This is a genomic window from Paraburkholderia sp. SOS3 (assembly GCF_001922345.1).
GTDB lineage: Bacteria > Pseudomonadota > Gammaproteobacteria > Burkholderiales > Burkholderiaceae > Paraburkholderia.
In genome coordinates this window covers 4,432,649-4,445,471 of sequence record NZ_CP018811.1, presented here as the reverse complement: position 1 = coordinate 4,445,471, position 12,823 = coordinate 4,432,649, and the positions used below count along the sequence as shown (strand labels likewise).

Genomic DNA, 12,823 nt, shown 5'->3' with positions numbered 1-12,823 from the left:
CTTCAGCCTCCTTCGTTGAACAGCGCGCCAAGCGCCTGCAGGCTCGCGTCGAATGGCGCGCATTCTCGATAACCTTGCTGCAGGAACGCCTCGATGCGGGGATACAGGGCGATCGCCCGGTCGAGCAGCGCATCGCGCCCGCTCGAATAGGCGCCGACGTTGATCAGATCGCGGTTGCGCTGGTAGCGCGACAGCATCTGCTTGAACATGCGGGTCTTTTCCAGATGCTTGTCGTCGATGAGCGCGGTCATCGCACGGCTGATCGAGGCTTCGATATCGATCGCCGGATAGTGTCCTGCTTCGGCGAGCGCGCGCGACAGCACGATATGGCCGTCGAGAATCGCGCGTGCCGAATCGGCGATCGGATCCTGCTGGTCGTCGCCTTCGGTCAGCACCGTGTAGAACGCCGTGATCGAGCCGCCGCCCTCGGGCCCATTGCCGGTGCGCTCGACGAGCGCGGGCAGCTTCGCGAACACCGACGGCGGATAGCCTTTCGTGGCCGGCGGTTCGCCGATCGCGAGCGCGATCTCGCGCTGCGCCATCGCATAGCGCGTCAGCGAATCCATCAGCATCAGCACGTGCTTGCCCTGGTCGCGGAAATATTCGGCGAGCGACGTCGTGTAAGCGGCGGCCTGCATGCGCAGCAGCGGCGAGATGTCGGCCGGCGCCGCGACCACGACCGAACGCGCGAGACCGTCCTTGCCGAGAATCTGCTCGATGAATTCCTTCACTTCGCGGCCGCGTTCGCCGATCAGGCCGATCACGATCACTTCGGCGCTCGTGTAGCGCGCCATCGTGCCGAGCAGCACCGACTTGCCGACGCCGGAACCCGCGAACAGGCCCATACGCTGGCCGCGGCCGACGGTCAGCAGTCCATTGATCGCGCGCACGCCGACATCGAGCACCTTGTGGATCGGCTCGCGGTGCAGCGGGTTGATGGTCGGCGCGGTCAGCGGCGCATCGTCGACGGCGGCGAGCGGGCCGAGATCGTCGAGCGGCTTGCCTGACGCGTCGAGCACGCGGCCGAGCAGCCCCCAGCCGACCGGCAGGCGCTTCGCGCCCGTCATCGGATCTTCGACCGGCGCGGTTTCGAGCGGATAGACGCGGGCGCCGGGCAACAGCCCGTGCACTTCGGTGGTCGGCATCAGAAACAGACGATCGCCGTTGAAGCCGACCACTTCGGCTTCGGCCATCGGCAGCGTGCTGCCGGGCGGCAATTCGATCATCACTTCGGAACCGACCGAAAGCCGCAGCCCGACCGCTTCGAGCACGAGGCCGGCGGCGCGGGTCAGCCGCCCGCAGGCGCGCAGCGGCTTCGCGATCGCGTTGCGCTCGCGCAGCGCGTCGAGCCGCTGGCGCCATGCCTGCAAATAGGGGTTGTCGGCGGCGACGGCCGGCCGCGCATGCGGCGCATTCGACCCGACCGACGCCAGCGCGATCTCGCGCTCGAGCGGCGTGAGATCGTTCGTGTGGATGTCGTCGAGGGTCGGCGGGCTTACCATGTGCTCACCTTGCCGAGCGCGGCCGCGACGCGCTCCCAGCGCGAGCCGATGGTCGCGTCGACTTCGCCGGTGGCGGCCTGCGCGCGGCAGCCGCCGCGCTCGATCGCGGGATCGGTGCGCACGTTCCAGCCGCGCGCACGCAGTTCGTCCATTAGATACGCCTCGACGATCGGCAGATCGGTCGGACTCACGATCAGATGCGGCGCGCCGGTCAAAGCCGGTTCGGCCGCGATCACTTCGCGCGCCGCTGCGACGAGCGCGGTCGGGTCGTGCTGCACATGCTGGCGCACGACCTGCTGGGCGATATCGAGCGCGAGCGCGACGAGCGTCTCGGCCACTTCGCTTTGCGCGGCGCCGAGCGCGCCCATAAACGAATCGGCGATTGCGATCACGCGTTCGGCTTCCTTGCGCGCTTCGGCGCGTCCCTGTTCGACGCCCTTCGCATGTCCCTGCTCGTAGCCCGCCTGGTAGCCGAGCGCCTGTCCGGCCACATGGCCCGACGCGACTCCCTCGGCATGCGCAGCGTCGCGAAGCCGTTGCAGCTCGGCTTCGATGTCGCGTTCTTCTTCAACGGGATCGGGTTCCGGCACCGGATCGAACGATGCCATCTCCCACCGCTGATACGCGGACAATGTGTCGCTGCGCGCGGACTCACGTTCAGACATATGCGTCTTCCGCCTTGCCGCCGATCACGATCTGGCCGCTCTCGGCCAGATTGCGCACGATCTGCAGGATGCGCCGCTGCTGCGTCTCGACTTCGGACACGCGCACCGGACCGCGCGCATCGAGGTCTTCGGCGAGCAGTTCGGCCGCGCGCTGCGACATGTTCGACAGGAACTTCTGCCGAAGCGCGGGCTGCGCGCCCTTCAGCGAGATGATCAGCGCCTCCGATTCGACTTCCTTCAGCAGCAGCTGGATCGCGCGGTCTTCGAGGTCGAGCAGGTTCTCGAACACGAACATCTGGTCGATGATCTTCTGCGCGAGCTCCGCATCGTACTGGCGCACGTTTTCGAGCACCGATTCCTCGTGGTTGCTCGGCATGAAGTTGAGGATTTCCGCCGCGGTGCGGATGCCGCCCATCGGGCTGCGCTTGAGGTTGTCGCTGCCCGAAAGAAGGCCCGTCAGCACATCGTCGAGTTCGCGCAGCGCGGCCGGCTGGATGCCGTCGAGCGTCGCGATACGCAGCAGCACGTCGTTGCGCAGCCGCTCGGTGAAGCACGCGGCGATTTCGGACGCCTGATCGCGGTCGAGGTGCACGAGAATCGTCGCGATGATCTGCGGGTGCTCGTTCTTGATCAGTTCGGCGACGGCGGCCGAGTCCATCCACTTGAGGCCCTCGATGCCGCTCGTGTCGCTGCCCTGCAAAATGCGGTCGATGATCGCGCCGGCCTTGTCTTCGCCGAGCGCCTTCGTCAGCACCGAGCGGATGTAGTCGCTCGAATCGAGCGAGAGGGCTGTGTGCTGCTCGGCTTCGCGCGCGAATTCCTGCAGCACCTCGTCGACCTGCTCGCGCGTGACGTTGCGCAGCGCGGCCATCGCCACGCCGATCTTCTGCACCTCGCGCGGGCCGAGGAATTTGAATACCTGCGCGGCCTCTTCCTCGCCGATCGACATCAGCAGCAGCGCGCTCTTGGTTATGCCTTCAGCGTTCATCGGATACCCAGTTCTTGACGACGGTGGCGACGATCTTCGGATCCTGGCGCGCGATCTGGCGCGCGTACTCGAGGTTCTTCTCGAACCGGTGCTTCTCGTTCTCGAATGCGAGCAGCGCCGCGTCCGAGCCGCCTTCCTCGACCTTCGCCGAAGCGGGCACGCCGTCGAGCAGAATCGGCTCGTCCGATGCCGACGCGAGCGCCGCGACCGGCGTCGCCTCGACCGGCGGCGGGAACGCGCGGCGCAGAGCCGGCTTCACCATCACGAAATAGAGGAACAGCGCGACCGCTGCGATGCCGAGATACGTCGCGATCTGCTTGCCGAGCGCGATCATGTCCGGCTGGCGCCACCACGGCAGGTTCGCATTCGGGTCGACCGGCAGCGTGAACGGGCTGTTGACCACGTTGACCGAGTCGCCGCGCTTCGCATCGAAGCCCATGGCGTCCTTCACGAGCTGCTCGACTTGCGCGAGCTTGTCGGCCGGCAGCGCCTGTTGCGTCGTATGACCCTTCGCATCGGTGTGCGGCAGGTAGTTCACGACCACCGCGACCGACAGCCGCTTGATGCCGCCGCCGCCTTGCTGGAAATGGCGCACGGTCTTGTCGAGCTCGTAGTTCGTAGTCGAATCCTTGTGGTCGCTGATCGGCGTCGGCGGCGTCGCGCCGCTCGCGCCGTTCGGCGCGTCGATCGGCGCCTGCGTGGCCTGCGGCGGCTGGTTCGACAGCGCGCCCGGCACGCCCGAGGCGCCGGCCTGCTGCGTCTGGACATCGCTGCTCGACTGCTGGCTGCGGATTGCCGCCTGCTGCGGGTTGCCGTTCGGCTGGTAGGTTTCGGCGGTCTGCTCGACCTTCGAGAAATCGATGTCGGCGCTGACCTGCGAGTGTGCATTGCCGGCGCCGAACAGCGGCGCGAGGATTGCGTCGATGCGCTGCTGCGTGTCGCGCTCGACCTGCTTCACGTATTTGAGCTGGGTTGCGTCGAGCCCGGTGCCGGCGCTCGGCTGCGTCAGCAGATTGCCGTCCTGGTCGACGATCGTCACATTGCGCGGCGACAGCTGCGGCACCGCCGACGCGACCATATGCGTAATCGCGTTGACCTGGCCTTCGTCGAGCACGCGGCCCGGGTACAGATCGACCATCACCGACGCGGACGGCGGCTCGGCATCGCGCACGAACACCGATTGCTTCGGAATGGCCAGATGCACGCGCGCCGACTGCACGGTGGAAATCGACTGGATCGTGCGTTCGAGCTCGCCTTCGAGCGCGCGCTGGTAGTTCACCTGCTCGGCGAACTGGCTGATGCCGAATTTCTGGTTGTCGAGCAGCTCGAAGCCGACCGAACCGCTCTTCGGCAAGCCTTGCTGGGCGAGGCGCATGCGCATTTCGTGCACCTGATCGGCCGGCACCATGATCGCGCCGCCGCCTTCCGATAGCTTGTACGGAATATTGGCTTGCTGCAGTGCAGCGACGATCGCGCCGCCGTCGCGGTCCGACAGGTTGCTGTACAGCACTTTGTAGTCGGGCGCGCGCGACCACATGACGAGGCCGACCACGACGGCGATCAGCACCGCGAGGGCGACGATCAGCGGCGCGCGCGGGTTGCCGCGCATCTGCGTAATCGACGACGGGAACGACGACAGCCGTTGCGCGAAGTTGCCGCCGAGGCCGCCAAGGTCGGCCGCGCCGGCCGACTGGCCGGCAGCGGCGCCCGCCGTGCCTGCGGCGGGCTGCGCATTGGCGAGGCCCATGCTGCGGCTTTCGGGGTTGATCAAGGAATTGGCTGACGAATCCATGCGTCGGGGTTCTCCGGGGTGCCAGGGTCCTGTCGGCGCAGGCCGCACCAGCGGCTGCGGGCGCGCGGACAGAGACTTTCACGTTGCGCATTTTCCCCCTCGGGATGCAACGCGATTGGCCGAATAGAGGAGGGTTTTCCCCCTAGTTTCGGGACTGTCCGCAAGGCGCCGCCGTATATGCTTCCCGTCAATCTGGCATGGCGGCCGATCGTGGTTCGCACAGCCGGTTCTTCTTCCTTCATGGAGACATCATGACCGTCGCGAATCCGCTCACTTCCGCGCTGCAACAGATCCAGTCGATGGCGTCGGAAGCGGCCGGCGATCCCGCCGCCTCGGCCGCACAGGCCGGCGGCGCGTACGCCGGCAGCTTCGGCGCCGCGCTCAAGGCCTCGCTCGACAAGGTCAGCAACGACCAGGTCGCGGCCGAAGGCGAGGCCAAGGCATTCGAAGTCGGCGCGCCGAACGTGTCGCTCAACGACGTCATGATCGACGGCCAGAAGGCCGGCATCGGCTTCCAGTTCGCGCTGCAGGTGCGCAACAAGCTCGTCAGCGCCTACAACGACATCATGCAGATGCAGGTGTAACCGCGGCCTGTGCGGCTCCCTGCGCGCGTGTCAGTCAGTCCACGCTTCGGCACCCTAAAGCTTTGTTCCGACCGTCCGATAACACGGACACACAGTCACTGCCATGCGACCACGGGAGCGGCAGGGCGGGTTCGTCTGATCCAAGCGCAGCGCGCATCACACAGGAGGAGCGCCGATGTTTTCCCCAGGGCATGCCGGAGCCAACGCTTACGCACGCGTGGGCAACGAGACAGGGGTGATGGGTGCGAGTCCGCATCGACTGATCGCGATGCTGATTCAGGGCGCGCGCCAGGCGATTGCGCAGGCGCGTTTCCATCTGCGGCAAGGCGAAGTCGGCCGGCGCGGCGAGACGATCGGCAAGGCGATCCGGATCATCGAGAGCGGCCTTCAGGCCTCGCTCGACCGCAACGCGGGCGGCGAAATCGCCGCACGGCTCGACGCGCTGTACGGGTATATGGCAAGGCGCCTGCTGGAAGCGAATATCAAAAGCAACGAAGCGATGCTGATCGAAGTCGACGGACTGCTCGCAACGATCGAGGAAGCATGGACGGGTATTGGGCCGGAAGTGGCGCGGATGGCTGCACAGTTATCCGCGGAAGCGGTGAGATGACTGCAAATCAGGAATACTTCGCCCGCTATGAGGCGATCGCGGCAATCTCGTGCCGGATGTTGACGGCCGCCCGCGATGCGCTTTGGGGCGAACTGGCTCACATGCAGAACGAGTATCGCAGTCTGGTCGACAGTCTTAGAGAAGCTGAAGTGGGCGTGCATCTCGACGACGACGAGCGCGGCCGCAAATACGAACTGATTCGTGAAATCCTCGCCAACGACGCCGCGATCCGCGAACTCGCGAATCCGCGTCTTGCGAAGCTGTCCGCGCTGTTCGCGGGCCGCACGGCGAAGGTACTGAAAGAGATCTACGGGGCGCGGTGAGACAGATCAGCCGCCGGCGCACGTACGCCGGCGGCGGTTTGCCTGTTTTTGTGCATTGCCTGGTTTCTGCTTTGTTTTGCACCCTTGTTCGCGCGCGCGGTTTCTTCGCGCCGATTCGGCGCACTTCGTTTGCGCGCCATCCCACTCCGGTTTTTTGTTTCTAATTTCTGTTTTTTGCCCGGCGACGACAGGAAGGATGCATGACCAACATCGACACGGCCGTAGCTGCGCTGCTCGCGAGCCGCGTCGACAGCCTGTTGTCGATCGCTTCACGCGCGAACGCGTCGACCGCGCAAACGGGTACGTCGGCACTGGCCGTCGATACGCCGACCGCCGGGGCGCCGGTATCGTTACTCGGTAACCAGCCGCAAGCCTCCGCACAAACCATCCTGTCGCGCATTGCGCTGACGCTCGACGCCATCATGCGTTCGGGCGGCGATGCGACGCCGTCGCTGGTCGGCCAGTGGCCGATCTGGCCAGTCGTGCCGGCGCTCGACGACGGCGGCGCCGCGCCGGCCGGCGGCGCGCCACCGGGAGCCGCGGGCGGCACGGCGGCGCAAGCGAATGCAGGCGGCGCTGCCGCGTCTTCTTCGGCTGCGGCGGCTGCGCAGACCGACGCCGAAGCGGGTGCCGCGCAGGGCGCGGCGGGCGTCACGCCCCTGGCGGTCACCGTGCCGGTCGACGCGCTTGCCGCGGCGCTGCGCCAGACGGTCACCGAAAGCGGCCTGTTCTACGAATCGCATCTTGCGCAATGGCTAAGCGGACAGCGCCCGCCGGCGTCGCTGTTCGACGAGCCGCAGAACCGCCTCGTGCTCGAGAGCGCGCAAATGCCGCTTGACTGGTCCCCTGACGAAGGCGGCGTCGACGCCGACGGCGTTGCGCCGTGGTGGCGCGGCGGTTCCGCGCAGCAGGGCGGCGCGGCCCAGCCGAACCCGGGCTCGGCGCGCGAGGCGCAAGGCGCTCCGATGCCGATGACGGCGCGCTTCGCGGCGGCCGTGCAGGGATTCGCCGAAGACGCGTTGGGTGTCGGGACGCCAGCCGCACGCGATGGCGCGCAGGGCGGCAACGCGAACGCCGGCATGAGCGGCGGCCAGGCGAACGTCCAGGCCAATGCGGCGCAGAGTCAGTTGTCGACGCAGATGATGGCTTCGTCGGTGCATCCGGCGACGGTTACGCTTGTGCGTCAGCAGCTCGATCTGCTGGCGACCGGCGAATTCCGCTGGAGCGGCGAGGCGTGGCCGGGCGCGCGTCTGGACTGGACGATCGAAGAGCGCGGCGACCGCTGGTCGCGCGGCGGCGATGCCGACGCGCCCGACTCCGAAGCGCTGCGCCCGTGGCGCACACGCTTGACGTTGTCGCTGCCGCTGCTCGGCACGGTCGACGCGGATCTCACGCTCGTCGGCATGCAGCTGACCGCGCGCGTGCAGGCGAGCCCGTCGGGCGCCGCGCGTCTTGCGGCGCAGGGCCACTCGTTCCGGCAGCGTCTCGCGGCGGTCGGCATCGCGCTCAATGCGCTGGCGATTCGCGAGATCGCGAGCGGGCCTGACGAAGGCGTCGCTGGCCGGCCCGCGGGCTGGACCGGCGCGCCGTCGATGCAAGCTGCGGCGGCCGCCTACGCGCGCGCCGCGGCGGCTGCCGCCGCAAACGCCGCCGGCGCCGCGGGGGAAATGCAGGCCGGCAGCCATGGCGACGTGCCGCCGTTCGATCTCTTCGACGGAGACTTACCGCTTTGAGCCGCGCGACCCGCAAAAGCGCCGCCGCGCTGTCCTACGACGACCACCAGCCGGGCGCCGCGCCGCGCGTGGTCGCGAAGGGCTACGGGCTCGTCGCGGACATGATCGTGCAGCGCGCGAAAGAAGCGGGCCTCTATGTGCACGAGGCGCCAGAGATGGTGTCGCTGCTGATGCAGGTCGACCTCGACTCGCGGATTCCGCCGCAGCTTTACGCCGCGGTCGCGGAACTGCTCGCGTGGCTGCACCGGCTCGAAAGCGGCGCGGCCGATGCGGTCGATACGGCCGCGCAGGACGACGAGATCAACCTCGCGGTCGACGCGGCTAACCCGGCCCATGCGGCCAATGCGGCCGACCCGGCCGTCGATGCGGCGGCCGCGCGTTTGCCGCGCGGCGACGTGCCGCCGACGCGGTGGTTGAAGTAGCGCGAGATCGCGCTTACCCCGCAAACGCGCGCCCGACGATCGCCGCATGATCGAGCGACGCCGGCAGCGTCCCATAGACACGCCCACTGTCGCCGCAACCGTCCGCGATGCGCGTCGCGATGAATGCATCGGCGACGAGCGGCGGCGCATGCTGGACGAGCAGCACCGCCTGCGCGATCAGCACCAGCTGCTGCGCGATACGGCGTGCAGCGGCTTCGCGCGTGTCGGGCGATGCGGCGAGCGTCGCGAGCAGCCGGTCGAGCGCGGCCGGCAGTGCCGACGCGCGCGCCGCGTGCAGTTGCGCGACGCCGCGCCATTGGGTCAGCAGCGCCTGTGCTGCTTCCGGTTCCTTTTCGAGCGCGCGCAGCACGTCGAGGCACATCACGTTGCCCGATCCTTCCCAGATCGAATTGACCGGCGCCTCGCGGTAGAAGCGTGCCATCGGCCCTTCTTCGACGTAGCCGTTGCCGCCCCAGACTTCCATCGCTTCGCCGGTGAATTCGAGTGCACGCTTGCAGATCCAGTATTTCGCCGCCGGCGTGACGAGGCGCCGCCACGCGCGTTCCTCGAGCGTGCCGGTCGTGTCTTCGAATGCGCGTGCAAGGCGCATGACGAGCACGGTCGCCGCTTCCGATTCGAGCGACAGATCGGCGAGCACGTTGCGCATCAGCGGCTGTGCGGCGAGCAGCCGGCCGAACGCGCTGCGATGACGCGCGTGGTGGATCGCCTGCACGAGCGCCGCGCGCATCAGTCCGGTGCTGCCGAGCGCGCAATCGAGGCGCGTGTAATTCGCCATTTCGATGATTGTCGGCACGCCGCGGCCTTCGTCGCCGATCATCACGCCGTACGCGTCGAAGAATTCGACTTCGCTGCTCGCATTCGAGCGGTTGCCGAGCTTGTTCTTCAAACGCTGGATGCGCACCGCGTTCTTGCCGCCGTCGGGCGTGAAACGCGGCACGAAGAAGCATGAGACGCCTTCGTGGTCGTCGGTGCGCGCGAGCACGAGATGCGCATCGCACTGCGGCGCCGAAAAGAACCACTTGTGACCGACGAGCCGATATTCGCCGCCGCGTCCCGAGCCGCCCGCTTCCGGCGCCGCGAACGCGTGCGTGCGGTTGCTGCGCACATCGGAGCCGCCCTGTTTTTCGGTCATGCCCATGCCGATCATCATCGATTTCTTCTGCGCGAGCGGCACGTCGCGCGCGTCGTGCTCGCGCGTGTAAAGCTTGTCGCGCAGCGCGGCAAACAGGTGCGGTTCGCGTTGCAGCACGGGAATGCTCGCGAAGGTCATCGTGATCGGGCATAAAGCGCCCGCTTCGACCTGCGCATGCAGCAGATAGGCCGCGCAACGCGCGACCATCGCACCGGGCTGCGGGTCGGAGAACGGCAGCGCGTGCACGCCTGCGCGGCGCAGTTGCGCCAGTAACGTGTGCCATGCCGGATGGAATTCGAGCGTGTCGATGCGTTCGCCACGCGGGCTGTGCGTGATCAGTTCGGGCGTGTGGCGGTTCGCGAGCTCGGCAAGTGCGAGCATGTCGGGCGAACTCAACGCCGCGCCGTCGCGTTCGAGCGCGGCGCGATGCCAGCCGGCGCCCTCGCGTTCGAGCGCGGCGACGAGCGCCGCGTCGCTCGCGAACAGGTTGTATCCGGCGAGTGGCGGTACCTGATTTGTCACTTCGTGCGTGTTGCCGGGTCCGAATGTTTCCATCAGAGGTCTCCGTCTGCAACGTGGGCGAGCGTCGTCGATTGTCGCGCGGCCCGTGCTGCCGTGGTGATTTTTCGAAGCGGCGCGGCGGCATGGCGAACGCGCGGTGTCAGGCGAGCGGCTTGCTACGGTGAGGACGCGGACGGTAGGGCGGCGCCGCCACCTGTACGCAAGCGCGTGCGAAATCGCCAGACGCGGAGTCATCCAGCGATGATGGAAAGCCTCGGAATGGGCAGTGTGAAACAGAACGCGGCAGATGACCTGCGTGCGTCGCGCACGCGCGGCCGCCGCGCGAAAACGCTTACGCGGTATGCGGGAAAGCCGGTTTTGCTGCTGCTGCAATATATCGGCCGCCGCCCCGTCGCGCATGCGCTCGTTCTGCTCGGCATCGTCGCCGCGGTCGGCTGCTCGCTCGGGTCGCAGTTTGCGATCCGCAATCTGATCGATGCGTTGCCTCACGGGCGCGCCCACCCGGCCGGCGTGATTGCCGCGTTTGTCGTAATCGTCGTGCTGCTGTTCGCCGACAACCTGTTCTGGCGCGTCTCGGGCTGGATCAGCGTGCGGACCTTCGTCGCGGTGACGGGCGATGTGCGGCGTCAGCTGTTCGGTTACGTGACCGGCCATTCTTCGGCGTATTTTTCCGACGTTCGGCCCGGCATGCTCGCAAGCCGCGTATCGGCGACGGCGAACGCCGTGTTTTCGATCGAAAACACGGTGGCATGGGTCGCGTTGCCGCCGCTGCTATCGGTGCTTGGCGCCATCGCCATGCTCGGCTGGGTCAATCTGTGGATGGCGTTTGCGCTGCTGCTGATCTCGGTGTGCATGGCCGCATTCCTGTTCTGGCTTGCCAGCAAGGGAAACAGCAAGCATATGCGCTTCGCGTCCGATGCGGCGTCGGTCGATGGCGAACTCGTCGATGTGATCGGCAATATGGCGACGGTGAGGATGTTCGTCGCCACCGAACGCGAAAGTGCGCGGCTCGACTCGATTCTGGCCGGCGAGATGGCGTCGCGACAAACGAGCCTGCGCTACCTCGAGAAGCTGCGTCTGCTGCATGCGCTCGCGACGGCGGTGCTGTCGGCGGGGCTGCTCGGCTGGGTATTGTGGCTGTGGACGCAAGGGCGTGCGACGACCGGCGACGTCGTGCTCGTCAGCTCGCTCGGGTTTTCGATCCTGCATGGCACGCGCGACCTCGCGGTGGCGCTCGTCGACCTGACCCAGCATGTGGCACGGCTTGCCGAAGCGGCCCAAACGCTGCTCGTGCCGCGCGAGATGGAGGAGGCGATCGGCGCGCCCGCGCTGCAGATCCGCGACGCGAATATCGACTTCGAAAACGTCACGTTCGCGTATCCGGGCCGCCGGCCGGTGCTCGATCACTTCAGCCTGCATATCGACGCGGGGCAGCGCGTCGGCCTCGTCGGGCCGTCCGGCGCCGGAAAGACGACGATACTCGCGCTGCTGCAACGTTCGTTCGATCCGCCGAGGGCGTCGGGCGCGGTCGCGATTTCGGGCCAGCGCCTTTCCGATGTGAGTCTGGCAAGCGTGCGCGACGCGATCTCGGTCGTGCCGCAGGACATCTCGCTGTTCAACCGGACGCTGCTCGAAAACATCCGCTACGGCAAGCCCGACGCGAGCGAAGAAGAAGTGCTGCGGGCCTGCGAGCGCGCGAACTGCCTCGAGCTGATCCGCTCGCTGCCCGATGGCCTCGAGACGGTGGTCGGCGAGCGCGGCGCGCGGCTTTCCGGCGGGCAGCGGCAGCGCATTGCGATCGCGCGCGCGTTCCTGAAGGATGCGCCTATCCTGCTGCTCGACGAAGCGACGTCCGCGCTCGATAGCGAATCGGAGGCGGCCGTCCAGCTGGCGCTCGACCGGCTGATGAAGGGGCGCACCGTGGTGGCGATCGCACACCGGTTGTCGACGCTGCGCAACTTCGATCGCATCGTGGTGATCCAGCATGGGCGGCTCGTCGACGACGGCGCGCCCGGCGAGCTGGCGAAACGCGCGGGGATCTACCGCGATGTGCTGCTGCGGCAGGAGCGGCGCGCGGGGGCCGCAGCGTTGGAGTGACCGTGTTGCGAGCTCGAGCGAAGCAGGCGCCGACCGGCAACCCGCGTGCGTGTCCTAGCGCTTTTTCCGGTAGTTGCCGAACACGAAGCCCGTGATCAGGCCGGCGCCAAGAACGGCGCCCGCTACCCACCATGTCGCGAACAGCGGCGACGCATCGGATTGACTTTCCGGCGCAACCGCAGCGGCGATCTCGCTCGCACTGATTTGCGTCATCGACTTGATCTCGTCGATGCCATAGATACATAGCTCGCCGGTCGGAAGCGCACAGAACCGCGTGGCAGGGCATTGCGTCAGAATTTTTTGCGGCGCGCCTTCTGCGCACACGGCTCCCGCCCCTTTCAGCACCCGCAGGGTGATATCCGGGTACTTCGTGATCTGTTCAGGCATCGAATCGACCTCTCCACCATTGGCCGCGCCTCAGACCGCTCCTCG

General features: G+C 67.4%; 12 protein-coding genes. 6 read left to right on the top strand and 6 right to left on the bottom strand.

The window, feature by feature from the left end; translation table 11 throughout:
- Positions 1-2 precede the first annotated feature (2 nt).
- Genes fliI through fliF form a run of 4 tightly spaced genes read right to left on the bottom strand, consistent with a single transcriptional unit; the run spans position 3 to position 4,947 of the window.
- A complete protein-coding gene (fliI, locus tag BTO02_RS19845) occupies positions 3-1,502 on the bottom strand; it encodes a flagellar protein export ATPase FliI (RefSeq protein WP_075158460.1) in 1,500 nt (499 codons plus the stop codon).
- Entirely contained in the window at positions 1,496-2,167 is a 672-nt protein-coding gene (fliH, locus tag BTO02_RS19840) for a flagellar assembly protein FliH (protein ID WP_075158459.1), read from the bottom strand. Before fliH ends, fliI begins: the two co-directional genes overlap by 7 nt.
- Entirely contained in the window at positions 2,160-3,155 is a 996-nt protein-coding gene (gene fliG / locus BTO02_RS19835; protein WP_075158458.1) for a flagellar motor switch protein FliG, read from the bottom strand. The genes fliH and fliG overlap by 8 nt, the downstream gene beginning before the upstream one ends.
- On the bottom strand, positions 3,145-4,947 hold the full coding sequence (gene fliF / locus BTO02_RS19830) for a flagellar basal-body MS-ring/collar protein FliF (protein WP_075158457.1): 1,803 nt from the start codon (positions 4,945-4,947) through the stop codon (positions 3,145-3,147). Before fliF ends, fliG begins: the two co-directional genes overlap by 11 nt.
- A gap of 251 nt (positions 4,948-5,198) precedes the next feature.
- Between fliF and fliE the strand changes: the two genes are divergently transcribed.
- The 5 genes from fliE to BTO02_RS19805 all read left to right on the top strand — a co-directional run bounded on the left by fliE (position 5,199) and on the right by BTO02_RS19805 (position 8,619).
- On the top strand, positions 5,199-5,531 hold the full coding sequence (fliE, locus tag BTO02_RS19825) for a flagellar hook-basal body complex protein FliE (protein ID WP_075159029.1): 333 nt from the start codon (positions 5,199-5,201) through the stop codon (positions 5,529-5,531).
- Between the two features lie 175 nt (positions 5,532-5,706).
- Positions 5,707-6,141: a flagellar export chaperone FliS gene (gene fliS, locus BTO02_RS19820; RefSeq protein ID WP_075158456.1), complete on the top strand. Its 435-nt coding sequence runs from the start codon at positions 5,707-5,709 to the stop codon at positions 6,139-6,141.
- On the top strand, positions 6,138-6,464 hold the full coding sequence (locus BTO02_RS19815) for a flagellar protein FliT (protein WP_075158455.1): 327 nt from the start codon (positions 6,138-6,140) through the stop codon (positions 6,462-6,464). Before fliS ends, BTO02_RS19815 begins: the two co-directional genes overlap by 4 nt.
- Before the next feature lie 200 nt (positions 6,465-6,664).
- Positions 6,665-8,197 (top strand): flagellar hook-length control protein FliK, encoded by a 1,533-nt coding sequence (gene fliK / locus BTO02_RS19810; protein ID WP_075158454.1) that lies wholly within the window; start codon positions 6,665-6,667, stop codon positions 8,195-8,197.
- A complete protein-coding gene (locus BTO02_RS19805) occupies positions 8,194-8,619 on the top strand; it encodes an EscU/YscU/HrcU family type III secretion system export apparatus switch protein (protein WP_075158453.1) in 426 nt (141 codons plus the stop codon). The genes fliK and BTO02_RS19805 overlap by 4 nt, the downstream gene beginning before the upstream one ends.
- A 13-nt stretch (positions 8,620-8,632) precedes the next feature.
- Here BTO02_RS19805 and BTO02_RS19800 read toward each other — a convergent pair whose 3' ends face one another.
- Positions 8,633-10,327: an isovaleryl-CoA dehydrogenase gene (locus BTO02_RS19800; RefSeq protein WP_075158452.1), complete on the bottom strand. Its 1,695-nt coding sequence runs from the start codon at positions 10,325-10,327 to the stop codon at positions 8,633-8,635.
- Between the two features lie 225 nt (positions 10,328-10,552).
- On the opposite strand from BTO02_RS19800, the gene BTO02_RS19795 reads away from it, so the two are divergent.
- A complete protein-coding gene (locus BTO02_RS19795) occupies positions 10,553-12,391 on the top strand; it encodes an ABC transporter ATP-binding protein (protein WP_083615272.1) in 1,839 nt (612 codons plus the stop codon).
- 54 nt (positions 12,392-12,445) lie between these two features.
- Here the strand turns inward: BTO02_RS19795 and BTO02_RS19790 are convergent, their stop codons facing one another.
- Positions 12,446-12,778: a hypothetical protein gene (locus BTO02_RS19790; RefSeq protein WP_075158451.1), complete on the bottom strand. Its 333-nt coding sequence runs from the start codon at positions 12,776-12,778 to the stop codon at positions 12,446-12,448.
- Positions 12,779-12,823: the final 45 nt, after the last annotated feature.

Bases quoted from the DNA above. Each gene is read 5' to 3' on its own strand.
- fliI (WP_075158460.1), bottom strand. From the start codon at position 1,502: ATGGTAAGCCCGCCGACCCTCGACGACATCCACACGAACGATCTCACG.
- fliH (WP_075158459.1), bottom strand. From the start codon at position 2,167: ATGTCTGAACGTGAGTCCGCGCGCAGCGACACATTGTCCGCGTATCAG.
- fliG (WP_075158458.1), bottom strand. From the start codon at position 3,155: ATGAACGCTGAAGGCATAACCAAGAGCGCGCTGCTGCTGATGTCGATC.
- fliF (WP_075158457.1), bottom strand. From the start codon at position 4,947: ATGGATTCGTCAGCCAATTCCTTGATCAACCCCGAAAGCCGCAGCATG.
- fliE (WP_075159029.1), top strand. From the start codon at position 5,199: ATGACCGTCGCGAATCCGCTCACTTCCGCGCTGCAACAGATCCAGTCG.
- fliS (WP_075158456.1), top strand. From the start codon at position 5,707: ATGTTTTCCCCAGGGCATGCCGGAGCCAACGCTTACGCACGCGTGGGC.
- BTO02_RS19815 (WP_075158455.1), top strand. From the start codon at position 6,138: ATGACTGCAAATCAGGAATACTTCGCCCGCTATGAGGCGATCGCGGCA.
- fliK (WP_075158454.1), top strand. From the start codon at position 6,665: ATGACCAACATCGACACGGCCGTAGCTGCGCTGCTCGCGAGCCGCGTC.
- BTO02_RS19800 (WP_075158452.1), bottom strand. From the start codon at position 10,327: ATGGAAACATTCGGACCCGGCAACACGCACGAAGTGACAAATCAGGTA.
- BTO02_RS19795 (WP_083615272.1), top strand. From the start codon at position 10,553: ATGGGCAGTGTGAAACAGAACGCGGCAGATGACCTGCGTGCGTCGCGC.
- BTO02_RS19790 (WP_075158451.1), bottom strand. From the start codon at position 12,778: ATGCCTGAACAGATCACGAAGTACCCGGATATCACCCTGCGGGTGCTG.